The sequence below is a fragment of the Parasphingorhabdus sp. JC815 genome (assembly GCF_040717415.1).
Classification (GTDB): Bacteria; Pseudomonadota; Alphaproteobacteria; order Sphingomonadales; family Sphingomonadaceae; genus Parasphingorhabdus.
This window is the reverse complement of sequence record NZ_JBFEFM010000001.1, coordinates 836791-853074: the sequence shown is the minus strand read 5'-3', so window position 1 is coordinate 853074 and position 16284 is coordinate 836791. Positions and strand designations below refer to the sequence as shown.

The following is a 16284-nucleotide window of genomic DNA, read 5'->3' as shown; positions in this document are numbered from 1 at the left end:
AATGGCGAAGCAAACCATATTATTGGTAGAAGATGACCTCTCCGTTAGCCATATTATAGTAACCGCCCTGAAAGCGGATGGCATGGCGGTGGATAGCTGTAAAACCGTTGCGGACCGCGATTCCCTGCTTGCCAGCGGCAAATATGATTTGTTGATAACCGATGTTGGGCTGGGCGAAGAAGATGGCCTTGCGACATTGAAAGCAGTCAAGGCCCATGATCCTGATCTCCCAATCATAGTAATCTCAGCGCAAAATACCTTGAACACAGCGGTTCGCGCTTCGGAAACCGGAGCATTTGAATATTTCCCCAAACCTTTCGATCTGGATGAACTGATGGAGGCTGTGCGGCAGGCGATTAAGCCGCGCGGCGAGGGGGTGGCGGACTTCGACGCGGAAGAAGATAACCTTCCGCTGGTTGGCCGCAGTCCGGCGATGCAGGAAGTTTACCGGATGATTGCGCGGTTACTGCGTAATGATCTGTCTGTCCTGATTTTGGGAGAATCCGGCACAGGTAAAGAGCTGGTTGCCGAAGCAATCCACAATCTGGGTCATCGCAAATCCGGTCCGTTTATCGCCGTCAATATGGCAGCCATACCAACAGAGCTTATTGAAGCGGAGCTTTTCGGTCATGAAAAAGGGGCTTTTACAGGTGCAGTGAGTAGCGCTGCGGGTAAGTTTGAGCAAGCACAGGGCGGAACCTTGTTCCTTGACGAAATTGGCGACATGCCGATGCATGCACAAACTCGGTTATTGCGCGCTTTGCAATCGGGTGAAATTAACCGTGTCGGGGGCAGGGAGACAATCAAATTGGACCTGCGGATTGTAGCGGCTACCAATCAGAATATCGCCCGCCTGATCGAACAGGGTAAGTTTCGCGAGGATCTTTATTACCGGATAAATGTTGTTCCCATTGAATTGCCGCCACTACGCGATCGGGCCAGTGACATTCCGGCATTGGCAAATCATTTTCTTAATTTGGCAGCTACGGAAGGATTGCCAAAAAAGGTGCTGACAGAGGAGGGATTGGAAATGCTTTCCCGTCATGGTTGGCGCGGGAATATCAGGGAGCTTAAAAACCTGATCTATCGCCTTGTTGTGACGGCGCGTGAAGAAACTTTGTCGGAAACGGCAATAAAACAGATTCTACAGAACCCGCACGATGACGTGATTGATCAAAATGGTGAGACAGATTTTGCGACCCACGTAAAGTCCATGGTCGGGAAGCTGCTAATCAATGCAAAAGATGATAATAGGCTTTATATCAGGGCATTGGAGGAATTCGAACGCCCCATGCTGGAAGAGGTGCTCCGTCGAGCGAGTGGTAACCAGATAAGGGCCGCTACGATGCTGGGGATAAACCGAAATACCTTGCGAAAAAAGCTAACAGAATATGCCATAGATCCTGCTCATTCACGATAAATTGAACGAGACTTACGCTATATCGTGACATAATTGTGTCATTAGTGCTTTTACTACAACGAAACCGTTGTATGAAGGGCACAATGAGTGCGCCTCAGCCTTCTTCAGAAAAACGGAAACCTGCGTGGTTGCGCCGGTTATCTTTGCTCGCCGAAGACGAGAAGGTAATGAAGCGGGTCGAGTGGGCTACGATTGCACTATTCCTGGCGACAGCAAGCGGCAGTTATTTTCTGTTAAGTTCCCAGTCCAGTCGGACCGATTTTATCTCGCCCCCGCTTACGGCAGCATTACTGGTTATCAATCTTATACCGGCAATCGCCCTGCTCGTATTGCTAGGTCGCCGTATTGCCAAAGGCAGGGCGGAAAAAAGTGCGGTCGGAACCAGTGGACGGTTGCATGTCAGGCTGGTCGCCCTGTTTTCCTTGGTTGCAAGTATTCCGATGCTGCTTGTGGTAATTGTTGCTTCGCTGCTTTTTCAATATGGCGTGGAATTCTGGTTCTCTGATCGCGCGAGAGGGATGCTGGAAAATGCGAATAGTCTGGCGCGTGGATATTATGACCAGAACCGCCGGGATGTTGGCGAAGAAACAATCACCATGGCCAGCGACCTCAGAAGCTTTCTAAGTCAAAAGGGGATCGATCATCCCGAATTTGCTGAAAATTATTCCTTTCAGGTGCTTACACGCAAACTGAATGAATCAGCTATCATACAATATGGTGAAGACGGCGTTGCCCGCACCGCTGCGGCAGTAAATCCGGGTAACAGTGACCAGGACCAGAAAATTACCAAAGAAGTGCTAAATGCACTCATGGACGGGCAGGGCTATGTGGTTATCGCAAAGCCGAACAAGATTGAAGCGGTCACAGCGCTTGATCTGGATTCCCGTGTTTTTCTCTATACTGCACGCGATTCTGACATGTTGGCGCTCAGCCAATGGGAGCGGGCGCAGTCGGTTCTAGAAGATTATGACGATCTGTTTACCCGGTCACGCAGCTTGCAATTGCAATTTAATATTGCGCTATTTGTTGTTTCTCTCTTGATCGTCGGTCTTGCCCTATGGATTGCGCTGGCTGTCGCTGACAGGATGGTCAGACCAGTCAGCGAGTTGGTCGATGCAGCAAAACGGATTACAGAAGGGGATCTGGCAACGCGTGTTCCTACGCCATTTGAAAAGGACGAAATTGGTACTTTGGGCAGAGCGTTTAATCGCATGACGGAACGTCTGGAAACCCAGACAACCGCTTTGCTTACCGCCAACGAGCAACTGGGTAACAGGCGCGCATTTATTGAAACGGTTCTGGAATCGGTAACTGCCGGGATAGTCAGCCTGAATGAGGCAGGGCAAGTGAGCTTGATAAACTCCCGTGCACAGGCGTTGCTCGCGAAGGAAAGCCAGGATCTACTCGACAAACACATATCCGATATTGCGCCAGAATTTTCTACGTTAATCGCAGATGGCACCGAAAATGCCATTATCCAGTTTTCATCCGGCAATGAACTTCGCACGCTTGAGGTGCAGATCGTTGGCGGCAAGTCGGGCCATGTCATAACTTTTGAAGACATTACGCAGCAGCTTCTGGATCAACGCCGAGCCGCATGGTCCGATGTAGCGCGCAGAATTGCTCATGAAATAAAAAACCCCCTGACACCCATTCAGTTAGCGGCTGAACGCCTTCAGCGCCGTTTCGGCAAGAATATCGACGAGGGCGCGTCAATTTTTGCCCAGCTAACGGACACGATAGTCCGGCAAGTTGGGGATCTACGTAATATTGTTGATGAGTTTTCCTCTTTTGCGCGCATGCCAAAGCCGGTTTTCCGTGAGGAAAACCTGATAGATATTGTGAAGCAGGCTGTGTTTCTTCAGGAAGTGGCCCATCCGGGAATAACATTCCGTTTTGATACGGATGATCCAGAGGTTTCTCTGGTCTGTGACCGCCGTCAATTGGGTCAGGCGCTTACCAATATCGTAAAAAATGCTATTGAAGCTATTGAGCAGAAAGCTTCCGAGAACGAAAATTTCACGATTGAAAATGGTGAAATACACATGCGCGTGTGCAGGACGGGGGACGAGATTGAGATACAATTAGAAGATAATGGCATTGGACTGCCTGCTGATCGGGAACGGATTGTCGAACCTTATATGACAACCAGAGAAAAGGGCACGGGCCTGGGCCTCGCGATTGTGAAGAAAATTGTTGAGGAGCATTTTGGCGCTATCGTGTTTTCTGACCGTTCTGCTGACAACAGGGGAGAGGGAACACGCGTAACCATATGTTTAAACCCGACAAAACTCACTAGGCTGGGGGACAGCTATCAAGTCCAGAATATAGAGTCCGAAACACGCGATGCGGGTGCCAATCCGCGGTTACAGGCATAAGTTATGACGATCGTTCACAAACTGATAAATCATCCCGGATGTAAAGGTTGAAAAAATGGCGCTAGATATTCTGATTGTTGATGATGAACCCGATATTCGGGAGCTTATTTCCGGTGTTCTGGAAGATGATGGTTATGAAACCAGAATGGCAGGCGATAGTGATGCAGCGCTGGCAGCGGTTAAGGAACGCAAGCCCTCGTTGGTATTGCTGGATGTGTGGTTGAGAGGCTCTCGTCTCGATGGCTTGGAACTGTTGACTGAAATCAAGAATATTGATCCCAAATTGCCGGTTATCGTGATTTCCGGTCATGGCAATATTGACACCGCTGTCGCAGCTATTTCCCAAGGCGCGATTGATTTTATCGAAAAACCGTTCGAGGCGGAGCATCTTATGCATCTCGTAGAACGAGCGACCGAGACAGAAAGCCTGCGCCGGGAGAACGAGATTTTAAAGGCCCGGGTCGGCATAGCCGATGAACTGATCGGAAATAGCTCCGCGATAAATATGGTCCGGGCGACGTTAAAGCGGGTTGCCGGTACCGGCAGCCGCTTGCTGATTTCCGGTCCTGCAGGGGTCGGCAAAGAAGTCGCCGCGCGTTTGATGCATAGCTGGAGTACGCGGGCGAAAGCGCCGTTTGTTACAATAAGTGCGGCCCGATTATCACCCGAAAGCGTCGAAGAAGAACTGTTCGGAACAGAGATTAACGGCGCTGTTGGAAAAATTGGCTTGCTGGAGGAAGCCCATGGCGGGACTCTATTCATTGATGAAGTGGCAGATATGCCGCTTGATACCCAAGGGAAAATTCTGCGCGTGCTGACCGAGCAGAGCTTTGTCCGCTTGGGCGGTACCCAGCGCGTAAAGGTGGATGTTCGGGTTGTCTCTGCAACCTCCCGGAATCTTGATGAGGAAATTGCGGAAAAACGTTTTCGTGAAGACCTGTTTTACCGGCTGAATGTTGTGCCGGTGGAGTTGCCGCCATTGCATCAACGTCGCGAAGATATTCCCGTCCTGGTCGAGCATTATTCTGCTCGTTTTGCGGCTGATCAACGATTAAACGCGCCGGAAATCTCGGCTGAAGCCATGGCTGCGTTACAGGCCTGTGATTGGCCGGGTAATGTTCGCCAATTGCGTAATGTTATCGAGAGAACAATCATTTTAGCGCCAAAGGATGGTTTCTCCAAAATAGAAATGGATATGCTTCCTCCCGAAATATTGGGTAATGATGACGATCTGGATCAAGGAGTAGCGTCGTTGATGGGATCGCCATTACGCGAAGCTCGCGAAAGTTTTGAAAGGGAATATCTGAGGGTTCAGATACGCAGATTTTCTGGAAATATATCAAAAACGGCTAATTTTATCGGTATGGAGCGTTCCGCTTTGCATCGAAAACTTAAAATATTGGGTCTTGCTGCCAAGAAAAAGCCAAACGACGAATAGTATCGTTTCTGTTTGAGGTTGTAGCTTTCGCATCAAATCCATATATGCAAAAGGCGGCTCCCCCATTATATTAATGGCCGCCCATTAAACAGTAAGGCAGATCTAATCTGCGGCTTTTACGCCGCCAAAAACGGAAGTCAAAAATGACCGATAAATCAAATAACTTACAAGACCTCTTCTTAAACTCTCTCCGCAAATCCAAAACCCCCGTGACCGTGTTTCTTGTCAAAGGTGTTAAGTTACAAGGCATTGTGACTTGGTTTGACAATTTCTCGATATTATTGCGCCGTGATGGTCAGTCACAGCTTGTCTACAAACATAGTATTTCTACTATCATGCCGTCCCAAAGCCTTGAAATGGAACCATTTCATAGTTTGATGGACCGGGTTAAACTGAAAAAAGGCATCTTGCAGGAAGTGTTCCTGATGGCTGTGCGGGATGGCAATGAGCCGGTGACGATGTTTTTGGTTAATGGTGTGATGCTACAGGGCGAGGTTGCAGCCTATGACCTGTTCTGTATCTTGTTGGAACGGGAAGGGCTGACGCAATTGGTGTACAAACATGCCATTTCGACCATCCAACCCAATGAAGCAATTAATCTGGCCGACTATAGTGATGTGGACGAAGACTAGCATTGATCCCATTTGAGAAAATAGAGCTGGATGGCACTGATGATAAGGCGGTAATTATTCACCCCGACATGGGGGGGCTTAGCCAAAATGCTCTGGAGTATCGTCTGGAAGAAGCGGTTGGTCTTGCTTTGGCTATCGGGCTGAAGACGACCTCTGCACGCTATTTTACTGTTCGAGTGCCCAAAGCTGGCACATTATTTGGTTCAGGACAGGTCGATCAGATTAAAACGATATTGGCGCAGGATGACGCCAATATTTTGATCGTTGATGGCACATTGACCGCTATCCAGCAACGCAATCTGGAAGAAACATTAGAGGTCAAAGTCATTGACCGAACCGGCCTGATACTTGAGATTTTTGGCGCTAGAGCAGCAACCGCCGAAGGACGGTTGCAGGTAGAACTTGCTCATCTGGATTATCAAGCTGGCCGATTGGTGCGTAGCTGGACCCACCTGGAACGCCAGCGTGGCGGTTTTGGTTTCCTTGGCGGGCCGGGTGAAACACAGATTGAATCCGACCGTCGGATGATCCGTGACCGTATGGCAAAGTTGCGTAAGGACCTTAGCCACCTTCGCAAAACCAGAACGCTGCATCGCGCACGGCGTCAAAAAGCTCCATGGCCTGTTATTGCTTTGGTTGGCTATACAAATGCTGGAAAATCTACGCTTTTCAACCGTTTGACCGGTGCCGATGTTTTTGCAGAAGACCTTTTGTTCGCAACGCTTGATCCCACTATGCGGCAATTTCCCTTACCGGGATATGATAAAGCCATAATTTCGGACACGGTTGGTTTCGTATCCGATCTGCCGACCCAATTGGTTGCAGCGTTTCGCGCCACTCTGGAAGAAGTGACAGCCGCTGATGTTATCATCCATGTCAGGGATATAGCGCACCCGTCCAGTGATGGACAAGCGCGTGATGTCGAACAGATTCTAATGGAATTAGGCGTGGATGTGGAAGCCGAAGATGGAGAAGGAGCTCTTATCATCGAAGCGTGGAACAAGATTGATCTGGTCAACCCCGATGACCCGGACAGCACCATATTATCACAACATATACCCGCCAATGTTTGTCTGATCTCCGCAGCAACCGGGCAGGGGCTTGATGCACTGGCAGAGATGATTACTGAAAGCCTGTCACGACATCATGAAATCGAGACGGTTACGCTGTCGGTATCGGATGGTAAGCGACTGGCATGGCTACATGAAAACGGGCGTATTCTGGAATCAAAGCAAACGAACAATGATATAATAATGGACGTGCAAATGTCTCATCGCAATTGGGGCCGGTTTCACGCGTTATAAGCCGCTAAGCCGTTTGACGCGGCGATCAACCGGCAAGTTTGGCTTTTTGCCATTCCGCTTCCAGTTCATCAAGTGTCATTTCTTTCATATTACTCGTAAGATTATCTTCTATCTTATTGAATCGATTTGTGAACTTATGCGTTGCATCGGCCAATGCCTTTTCTGCATCAACGCCGTAGTGACGCGACAGATTGACGGCTGAAAACAAAAGATCGCCTATTTCTTCATGAATATGTTCAGGGGTATCCGCCCGTTCCACTTCCTCTAATTCTTCGAGTAATTTCGCTTTAACCGGCGCTTTATCGGGCCAGTCAAACCCGACCCGCGCTGCGCGCTTTTGTATCTTTTGCGCGCGGAGTAGCGCGGGAAGGGCCAGTGCCACTCCATCCAAAGCGCTGGATTTACCTGTTTCGGCTCGCTCCTGTGCTTTTATCTGTTCCCAATCAGGGGAATCTCCATCGCCAAAGATATGCGGATGCCGCCGCATCATCTTGTCGCATATCGCTTCAACTACGTCGCCAAATCGAAATTGTCCCTGATCGGCAGCAATCTGGCTGTGAAAAACAACCTGTAGCAAAAGATCGCCAAGTTCGTCTTTTAGCGCATCAATATCCTCACGCTGGATGGCATCGGCAACTTCATAGGCTTCCTCAATTGTGTAAGGGGCGATGGTTTCAAAGCTTTGAGCTGTATCCCATTCACAGCCTGTCTCTGGATCGCGCAGTCGTCGCATGATTTCTAGTAGGGGCTCTATCATAAGATAAATACACTCATACAGATAAGGTTGATAATATATATTATGTTAAATTATTGAGCATTGGCCGAATTGGGTGGCTCAAGGATCATCTCCATTCCCTCCACTCGCCAGCTTTTCATGCCCGACAAAAAGTTCATCCCCAAAACATTCGATCCACCAAAAGCTTCTGCTACAACAACTGGAAAGTCCAGAGCCTTCATCGGGCCAACCTGTAATGACTGAATGGTCCCACGCTGAGCTTCTACCGTTCCGTTAGCCGTATTCAGATAAACCGGAAAACCGCCTGTATCTATCTCGACATTTGTGGCTTGGGCTGTTTTTAAAGTCATTGCTGTAGTTGTCGCACCGCTATCAATCAGGAACCGGACCGGTGTTCCATTGACCATCGCATCAGCCCAAAAATGACCATCCAATGACTGGCGTAATCGTAGGGTTTGTCCAACAATTTGCTGATTATTGCTGCCGGTCAATTCACCAGTGACCTTATTCCAAACACCGGTCAGTTCTTTCTGATAAGAAAAGATAACGATAAAAATCGCAAATATAGCAACCCAGCTCAACGCGGTTCGGACAAGCTGTCCGAAACCGATGCGATATGAAAACAGCGCGCTGATGACCAGGACCAAAGCGCCAATCGCAAAAACAAGATTTAGATTCTGATCCTCGGTCACATTTAGATGTCTATCACAAATCCATCATAAGCGGGTCGGATATTTTCTGGCAGGATCGAGCAAAGCTGCTCATAATCCATGGACTTGTCCATATGCGTAAGTAGGCTATGATCGGGATTAACCGTCTCGATTAAATCCAGTGTCATTTTTAAATGTGCATGAGTGGGATGTGGATCTTCTCGCAATGCATCCACCACAAATATGTTACAGTTCTGGTAGTTAAGAAGCATTGCCTCTGTCACCTCACCGAAATCGGTTGCATAGCATATCGACTTTCCAGCGTGTTCAAAACGCAAGCCAGCTGACGTAATGACGCCATGGGGTTGATCAACGGTCTTGACCAGAATATCACCGATTAACTGCTCGTCCTCCAAGGTGCGAGCCTCACAGATTGAGGGATAATATCTATTTCCTTCAAACGCATAAGAAAAACGCCGCTTCAGGCTTTCTAATGCAAAAGGCCGAGCATAAGACGGTATAGTTTCACCCTTTTTGTGAAAAACCTGCCGCAAGTCATCGATACCGTGACAATGGTCCGCATGGTCATGTGTCCAGATAACATTATCAATCATATCAATATTACAAGCCAGAAACTGGGCCCGTAAATCCGGAGACGTATCAACCAAGATAGACGTTGTTGCGCTTTCTACGATGATAGACACCCTGCTCCGCCGGTTTTTTGGCTCATTAGGGTCGCAATCACCCCAGTCATTGCCAATCCGCGGTACTCCGGATGATGTACCGCAACCAAGAATGGTAAGTTTTAGTGCCAAATCAGATACGAGCTTTATTGAATAGATGATAAAAGTTCTGTGCGGTTGTCTCGCTAAGTTCAGTATAGCTCTCGCCGCGCAACTCAGCAAGAAATCTAGCTGTATCCGCTACAAAGGCCGGCTCCCCTGTCTTTCCGCGATGCGGGACGGGGGCTAAAAACGGAGCATCGGTTTCGATCAATAATCGATCCAAAGGCAGTTTTGCCGCTGTTGCTTGCAAGTCTTTCGCATTTTTAAATGTAACAATGCCAGAAATAGAAATATAAAGACCTAAATCCAGTGCTTTACGAGCGAAATCTTCGCTTGCAGTGAAACAGTGAATAACACCGGTAAAAGCGCCCTTCTCCATTTCTTCCATCATAATAGCTGCGGTATCTTCTTCCGCATCACGTGTATGCACAATGATAGGTAGACCGGTTTCCCGCGCTGCGTGTATATGGGTACGAAAGCTTTGCTTTTGGCGTTCCCGGTCACTGTGATCATAATAATAATCAAGACCAGTTTCCCCAATCGCAATCACCCGCTCATGCTGTGCTTCATCAACCAGTTTTGCAAGATCAATATCCGGATGTGCATCGGCTTCATGGGGATGAATGCCGATACTCGACCAGACATCGCTTTCACGCTCTGCGGTTGCGACAATATCGCGCCATTCGCTCTCACGGGTTGAAATATTGAGCATCGCGGTGACACCGCTTTTGCGTGCGCGGTCAAGAACTGCGCCCTGCTCTTCGACCAGACCCTTATAATTGAGATGGCAGTGACTATCGACAAGCATGGTTATTCATTCTGCTCCTTCGTCCTGTGGCATATCCAGACGCGGGAATATACCGCTTGGTGCCGGAAGAGACAAACCGGAGATAATCGCATGATCAAGATGTTCAAAATCACGTTTGTCATGATCCTGCGCTAACAGGTCGAGCATTTTATCGCAGCTTTCCGGAATGACCCACCTAAGCATAATCGCCAATTGGCGGATAGATTCAGCAGTATAATAAAGCACCCTATCTGCGCGCGCGGGATCGGTTTTCCGCAACGCCCACGGTGCCTGATCGGCAAAATACTGGTTGGTCGCGCTAAGACGCTCGCGTAGCATATCAATTGCAGTATGAATGGGATACTCACCATTTGCCATGGCTGATGACACATTTGTGAAACAGTCTTTTAAATCACTCATAAGCTGTTCCTCTGCTTCGGTTTTTAATCCTGCTTCGGGGACTTTGCCGTCGCAGTTCTTGGCTATCATTGATAGGCTCCGCTGCGCCAGATTACCAAAATTATTGGCTAGATCCGCATTGGTTTTAGTTACAATCATTTCTGCTGAATAGCTGCCGTCTTTGCCGAAGATGACCTCTGACAACAGAAAATAGCGTAGTTGATCCACGCCAAAGGCCTCAGCCAAGGCGATAGGATCGACGACATTGCCAAGTGATTTTGACATTTTCAATCCGCGGTTGAGCAGAAATCCGTGGCCGAACACCTGTTTGGGAAGCGGTAAATTTGCGCTCATCAAAAAAGCGGGCCAATAGACGGTATGGAATCGCACAATATCTTTTCCGATAATGTGCGTTACATTACTATCATTACTCCAGTACTTTGGGTAACATTCTGTATTTCTTGGATAACCTAGGCCAGTTAGATAGTTTGTTAACGCATCGATCCAAACATACATGACATGATTTTCATTGCCCGGTACTTTTACGCCCCAGTCAAAACTGGTGCGGGATATGGACAGATCCTTAAGTCCGCCTTCAACGAACTTTATCATCTCGTTCCGGCGGCTATCCGGCTTCAGGAACTCCGGATTTTCTCTATAGAGTTTCAGCAACGCATCCTGATATTTCGATAGGCGAAAAAACCAGCTCTCTTCGACAGTCCACTCAACCGGGGTTCCTTGCGGAGAGAGCTTTTCCTTAGCGCCGCCTTCACCTTCGGCTTCGATCAATTCGCTTTCGTCATAATAGGCTTCATCGCGAACAGAATACCAGCCCTCATATTTGTCGAGATAGAGATCATCATTGTCTGCCATCGCCTGCCAGATAGCTTGGCTTGCAATATGATGCTCGGCTTCAGTGGTACGTATAAAACGATCATAAGATATATTAAGTTTATCACACATCACAATGAATTGATTTGCCATTTCATCAGCAAGCTCTTGTGGTGTAATTCCTTTGGCGCTTGCAGTTTGCGCCATTTTCAAGCCATGTTCGTCGGTCCCGGTCTGAAACCGCACATCGTCACCTGATAGCCGATGAAATCGTGCGATTGCATCTGTTGCTATTGCTTCATAAGCATGGCCGATGTGTGGTGGGCCGTTAGGATAGCTGATTGCTGTAGTGATATAAAATGGTTTGGACATGAATAGCTTTCTTGATTCCAGGCTGAACCGCCGTTTACCGCTTCTCTTTATGCGTGCTCATCCGGTTGGGCAAGTGATGCCATCAGACTGCCAAGACGAAATATAACTGCCTGACTATCAAGCGCCTTGGGTAATGCCATGGCGGCAAGCTCGCTGGCTTCATGCCAGTGGCTTATGGAATCCATATGTTGTTTGCCGCTGGAGTTGCGAGCAAGCATTTTGATGTGCTGGGCCATCAGACTGGGGGCCCGGGCCAAAAATGCCTGATAGCTCGGCATTGCTGCCTTCAAAGAGAGTTTGCGCGCAAGCTCGCTTTTGATTTTATTATTTCTGTCACCGGTTCGCATAATATCCTGGGCAAGTTTTTCCAGTTCAGCCAGCCCGGCATCAACATATTGCAAAGCCCGGCCAGGAGACCCCTCCCCCGCCGCAATGAGAGCCTGAAGATTATCTTCATCAAGTGTAGGCGCAGCGTGAGAAATTATTTCCCGCATCTGATCAACATTCAAAGGATCAAACCGTAAAATCTGGCATCGGGAGCGTATTGTAGGTAATAATCGTTCCGGTGCATGGCTGACCAGCAGAAAGACCGTGTTCCTTGGTGGTTCTTCAAGGTTTTTCAGTAACGCATTCGCACCGCTGCGCTCAAGATCGTCAATAGAATCGATCACCACCACGCGGTAGTTGGAAATGGATGGTTGCGAAGAAAAAAGTGGCTGCAAGCTACGAATTTGCGAAATGGTTATATTTCGCTTCAATTCATGTTCTTCAAGCGTATCTACGCCCTCTTCCTGCGCCTTTTTTTCTTCCTTGTCCGTTTTTCCTCCGCGTTGCACAAGTCTGTAATCAGGATGGGAACGCGCAGCCAGTAGTTTTGCGGTTTGACTTTGCTCATTCAATTCGAAACTGGTGTGAATAGAAGGTCCGGCATTTATACTGTTATGTACATCCAATAGAAAATGCGCTGCCTGCTTAGCAAAGCCTGCCTTACCAATACCTTTTGGTCCAGCTAAAAGCCAAGCATGATGAAGCGTATTTTTATCAAAGGATCGTTTAAAAATACGCAGTGCTTTTTCATGTCCCAAAAATGACGTCATGATGTCAGTCTATCAAATCGGTTAAGTTTTGAAGCAATTTTGCTGTAACATCTGCGGGTGATTGTGAAGCATCAATTAACTTGACCCGATCCGGTTCTTCATTCGCATATTGCCGGAATTTAGCCATAACCGCGCGATGGTAGCTACTGTCACGTCCACCTATCCTGTCGCTATTCCCGCAATCCCGCATAGCAGCCCGGCGTGATGCGAATTCTTCCGGAAGATCCAGAACGAAGGTGCGCCGTGGCATAAGGTTTCCACTACCCACATGATGTAGTGCCATTATATCCTTATCGCTCAGACTCCCGCTAACAGTTTGATAGGCGCGGCTGCTGTCGATAAAACGGTCACTGATGACCCATTTGCCGCTCTTGAGCGCGGGCTTGATAAGAGTTTCACAATGCTCGGAGCGCGCTGCTGCAAATAATAGCGCCTCTGTGCGTATGTTTAATTTTTCTTCATGCCCGCTAAGCAGCAGGTCACGGATAACTTCAGCAGTGGGAGTGCCGCCCGGTTCACGGGTCAGACAAACATCTATTCCCTTGGCTTGCAAAGCTACGGACAAAGCCTTTGCTTGAGTCGATTTTCCGGCCCCTTCCCCGCCTTCAAGGCTGATGAAATATCCGGTCACGCCATACCAAGCAATGATTTCAGTGCTGCCCAGATACGGTTAAAGAATCCTGCTTCCTCCACGGTCTCTCCGGCAATCAAGGGCATGACCTGTGAGCCTGCATCTCCGGTCGTAACAATCAATGTCGCTACTTGCTGTCCTTGCTTGATCGGGGCCTTGATCGGGCCATTATAGCGCACCTTCATGGTGATGTTTCCGTCAGACCCTTTTGGCAAGGTGGCAGAGAGATTTTTTGGTGCGACAAGATCAACCGATGAGGAATCTCCCAATTGGACTTCTGCGGTTTGAACTTTAGCGCCTTTGTCAAATAAAGGTTTTGCTTCCCAAGCATTGAACCCCCAGTTCATAAATTTCACTGCTTCATTGCTTCGCGCACCATAGCTGTTTAATCCGGCAATCACGGAAACAATTCGGCGTCCTTTTTGTTCTGCGGAACCTGTAAAGCCATAGCCAGCTTCTTCAGTATGACCGGTTTTCAGACCATCTGCACCTTGAATTTTGCCAATAAGCGGGTTGCGATTAGGCTGGGTAATGGGCTCACCGCTATTGGTTTTTCCCCAAGTGAATTCGGGTAACCCAAAGTAATCGTCATAAAGCTTTGGGAAGTCAGCTGCCAGACGTGCACCTAAGATCCCAAGATCACGTGCAGTGACCATGGTTATGCCTTCATCCGGCCAACCCGTGCTATTACCAAAACGGCTGTTTTTCATTCCGATCCGCTTGGCCGTTTTAGTCATTAATGTGGCAAAATTTTCTTCTGTTCCAGCTATGGCTTCGGCCAAAACCACGCTGGCATCATTGCCGGATAGTGTAATAATACCATGAAGTAGCTCACTCACTGTAGGCTCATCATTGACGCCAAGAAACATCGTCGAACCTTGATTAGTCCATTTTTGCCACGTCGCTCTTTGGATTTTGACCTTCTGATCGAGCTTGAGTTTGCCTTTTTGGATTTGGTCAAAGGCAACATACGCCGTCATCATTTTGGCCATGGAAGCCGGTGGAATGGGCTTGTCAGCATTTTTTTCAAACAATATCGCACCGGATGATACGTCAGTCATATAAGCGATAGGCGCTTCGGTTTCATATTTGGGCGCCGCTAAGACGGCAGTAGAAATGGCGATAAGTGGCAATGAAGCCAAAAAAATCTTGTTCATTAAATTCCCGGTTCCAAATCAAAAATATAAATAGCGCCCTTATCTTTGACATCTATGTGCCAGCGCAGGAGTCTCCGCTCACTATAGCGCTGCTTTATCGCCTGTGCCAGTCCGGCTTAGGTATCAATTTACCAAATTTTATGATTAATGCCGACACGAACTGCCGCTATAGCTTACCGAATAACAATAAGCTGCTTTACCGCTCCATAGTATAGATCAATTAAGTGATTATGTGAAAACGGACCATGATCATTAATCCCGGACCAATTTTGTCAAAAGGTGACATATCGTGGTGTATAGGTTTGCCACGAAAAGCATAAGGTTCACCGATTTTTACCGGATGTTCAGAAACAGAATCGGGTGTTGCCGTTGCGGCAGTGGATTTACGGGAATAATATCAATAGTATCACAACCACTTAATGGTTCAGCAATCGCTCCTAAGCCAAATAACCTAGCGACGAATTTCATCAGCCAATAATCCTACGGACAACCCATAGAAATTGGAACAGTTATAATCGAGTATCACGCGGTAATTGCCAGTTAATAAGTAAGCGGTCTGGCCCGGACCGTCAGGTTCCAGCAATGTAGCTAAAGTGTCGTCTTTCAAACGACGACCTGTAATAGGGGCAATGCCCAGTGCGCGCCACTCGGCCATGCTTTTCCACTGGCTATGGCGTTCGTGGACTCTAGGGCATCGGACGGCCACGGTCTTGTTCTTGATGGCCTCTCGGTTCAGCGATGCCGGAACGCGAACGGCAATGCCCCATGGATCGCCTCGTCGCCAGCCGGCATTCACAAAATAATTAGCGATTGAGGCGACTGCATCTGCTTCACTATTCCAGATATCGGCATAGCCATCACCGCTACCATCTTTGGCCAAACGAAGATAAACAGAAGGCAAAAATTGCGGCCTACCCATTGCTCCGGCCCAGCTGCCTTTCATGGCAGATTGCGGTACACCATTATCGATCATTTTAAGGACCGCTATAAATTCCGCTTCAAACAACGACCGTCGGCGGCCTTCGTATGCCAGCGTTGCTAAAGCTCTAGGAATGTCAAAATTGCCGGTAAATGTGCCATAGTTGGTTTCGTGACCGTAGATGGCCATGATTATATGTCCCGGAACGCCGGTTTCGCGCTCAACATTTACCAATGTCGAGATAAGCTGACGATATTTTGCCTGGCCGCCCTGTATTCGGGCAGCATCGACATGCCGGCGTTTATATGGAGCGAATGGAGGGATAGCGCTATTGGGAGATCCGCCGGGCTGGGACTGGTCAAGTTCAATGACGCGTGGATTGTAGGTCAGGCTAGGCAATACACGGTCCAGTGTTCGCTGGCTGACCCCCTGCTGCAAAGCCTTTTGCCCAACATCCCGGAGGTAATTATCAAAAGTTTTCGTGGACTGGGCAACAGCGATGCTGCTGCTTTGCGAGTATGGCAGGCAGAAAAAAGCAAGAGCGCTAATGGCAATGGCGGTAATGGCACGCATGGAAAACTTCCTTTCTTCAATATCTTGTCGCATAAACTGGTGCATAGGGGAAACCCAAATTATCGCATGGAAACACCATTTGGCCGGATAAGCCTCTATTTACCCATTTTTTTGGAACGAGCAGCGCTATTAGAATAATTATTCTTTGCTCTTTTAAATCGAGGACGCTAGGAGG

Annotated in this window: 14 protein-coding genes; 5 read left to right on the top strand and 9 right to left on the bottom strand. The window is 48.2% G+C overall.

Going from position 1 to position 16284, the window contains the following annotated elements:
• Position 1 precedes the first annotated feature (1 nt).
• From ntrC to hflX, 5 genes are all read left to right on the top strand, one after another.
• On the top strand, positions 2-1420 hold the full coding sequence (ntrC, locus tag AB1K62_RS04070; RefSeq protein ID WP_367001454.1) for a nitrogen regulation protein NR(I): 1419 nt from the start codon (positions 2-4) through the stop codon (positions 1418-1420).
• Positions 1421-1587: 167 nt separating this feature from the next.
• A complete protein-coding gene (locus AB1K62_RS04065; RefSeq protein WP_367002058.1) occupies positions 1588-3798 on the top strand; it encodes an ATP-binding protein in 2211 nt (736 codons plus the stop codon).
• A 55-nt stretch (positions 3799-3853) separates the two neighbouring features.
• The gene (locus AB1K62_RS04060; RefSeq protein WP_367001452.1) at positions 3854-5236 is read left to right on the top strand and encodes a sigma-54 dependent transcriptional regulator; all 1383 of its coding nucleotides are present in this window, start codon (positions 3854-3856) and stop codon (positions 5234-5236) included.
• Between the two features lie 107 nt (positions 5237-5343).
• Complete coding sequence (hfq, locus tag AB1K62_RS04055) at positions 5344-5868, top strand: RNA chaperone Hfq (RefSeq protein ID WP_367002056.1); 525 nt, start codon at positions 5344-5346, stop codon at positions 5866-5868.
• Positions 5869-5870: 2 nt separating this feature from the next.
• The gene (gene hflX / locus AB1K62_RS04050; RefSeq protein WP_367001450.1) at positions 5871-7172 is read left to right on the top strand and encodes a GTPase HflX; all 1302 of its coding nucleotides are present in this window, start codon (positions 5871-5873) and stop codon (positions 7170-7172) included.
• Positions 7173-7197: 25 nt separating this feature from the next.
• On the opposite strand, the gene mazG is transcribed toward hflX, so the two are convergent.
• The 9 genes from mazG to AB1K62_RS04005 all read right to left on the bottom strand — a co-directional run bounded on the left by mazG (position 7198) and on the right by AB1K62_RS04005 (position 16109).
• Entirely contained in the window at positions 7198-7929 is a 732-nt protein-coding gene (gene mazG / locus AB1K62_RS04045; protein ID WP_367001448.1) for a nucleoside triphosphate pyrophosphohydrolase, read from the bottom strand.
• A 50-nt stretch (positions 7930-7979) separates the two neighbouring features.
• Positions 7980-8600: a TIGR02281 family clan AA aspartic protease gene (locus tag AB1K62_RS04040; RefSeq protein WP_367001446.1), complete on the bottom strand. Its 621-nt coding sequence runs from the start codon at positions 8598-8600 to the stop codon at positions 7980-7982.
• Positions 8601-8602: 2 nt separating this feature from the next.
• The gene (locus AB1K62_RS04035) at positions 8603-9373 is read right to left on the bottom strand and encodes an MBL fold metallo-hydrolase (protein WP_367001444.1); all 771 of its coding nucleotides are present in this window, start codon (positions 9371-9373) and stop codon (positions 8603-8605) included.
• Position 9374: 1 nt separating this feature from the next.
• On the bottom strand, positions 9375-10151 hold the full coding sequence (locus tag AB1K62_RS04030) for a TatD family hydrolase (protein WP_367001443.1): 777 nt from the start codon (positions 10149-10151) through the stop codon (positions 9375-9377).
• 6 nt (positions 10152-10157) lie between these two features.
• Positions 10158-11732 (bottom strand): methionine--tRNA ligase, encoded by a 1575-nt coding sequence (gene metG / locus AB1K62_RS04025; protein ID WP_367001441.1) that lies wholly within the window; start codon positions 11730-11732, stop codon positions 10158-10160.
• Positions 11733-11779: 47 nt separating this feature from the next.
• Positions 11780-12829 carry an AAA family ATPase gene (locus tag AB1K62_RS04020; protein ID WP_367001440.1) on the bottom strand — a complete coding sequence of 350 codons (1050 nt, stop codon included), beginning with the start codon at positions 12827-12829 and terminating at the stop codon, positions 11780-11782.
• A 4-nt stretch (positions 12830-12833) separates the two neighbouring features.
• A complete protein-coding gene (gene tmk / locus AB1K62_RS04015; protein WP_367001439.1) occupies positions 12834-13460 on the bottom strand; it encodes a dTMP kinase in 627 nt (208 codons plus the stop codon).
• Complete coding sequence (locus tag AB1K62_RS04010; RefSeq protein ID WP_367001438.1) at positions 13457-14617, bottom strand: D-alanyl-D-alanine carboxypeptidase family protein; 1161 nt, start codon at positions 14615-14617, stop codon at positions 13457-13459. The genes tmk and AB1K62_RS04010 overlap by 4 nt, the downstream gene beginning before the upstream one ends.
• A 451-nt stretch (positions 14618-15068) precedes the next feature.
• A complete protein-coding gene (locus AB1K62_RS04005; RefSeq protein ID WP_367001436.1) occupies positions 15069-16109 on the bottom strand; it encodes a lytic murein transglycosylase in 1041 nt (346 codons plus the stop codon).
• Between the last annotated feature and the right edge of the window lie 175 nt (positions 16110-16284).

What these genes read in the sequence shown, in the direction of transcription:
- AB1K62_RS04065 (WP_367002058.1), top strand. Translation starts at nt 1,588, where the DNA reads ATGAAGCGGGTCGAGTGGGCTACGATTGCACTATTCCTGGCGACAGCA.
- AB1K62_RS04010 (WP_367001438.1), bottom strand. Translation starts at nt 14,617, where the DNA reads ATGAACAAGATTTTTTTGGCTTCATTGCCACTTATCGCCATTTCTACT.
- ntrC (WP_367001454.1), top strand. Translation starts at nt 2, where the DNA reads ATGGCGAAGCAAACCATATTATTGGTAGAAGATGACCTCTCCGTTAGC.
- metG (WP_367001441.1), bottom strand. Translation starts at nt 11,732, where the DNA reads ATGTCCAAACCATTTTATATCACTACAGCAATCAGCTATCCTAACGGC.
- mazG (WP_367001448.1), bottom strand. Translation starts at nt 7,929, where the DNA reads ATGATAGAGCCCCTACTAGAAATCATGCGACGACTGCGCGATCCAGAG.
- AB1K62_RS04020 (WP_367001440.1), bottom strand. Translation starts at nt 12,829, where the DNA reads ATGACGTCATTTTTGGGACATGAAAAAGCACTGCGTATTTTTAAACGA.
- AB1K62_RS04060 (WP_367001452.1), top strand. Translation starts at nt 3,854, where the DNA reads ATGGCGCTAGATATTCTGATTGTTGATGATGAACCCGATATTCGGGAG.
- AB1K62_RS04005 (WP_367001436.1), bottom strand. Translation starts at nt 16,109, where the DNA reads ATGCGTGCCATTACCGCCATTGCCATTAGCGCTCTTGCTTTTTTCTGC.
- AB1K62_RS04030 (WP_367001443.1), bottom strand. Translation starts at nt 10,151, where the DNA reads ATGCTTGTCGATAGTCACTGCCATCTCAATTATAAGGGTCTGGTCGAA.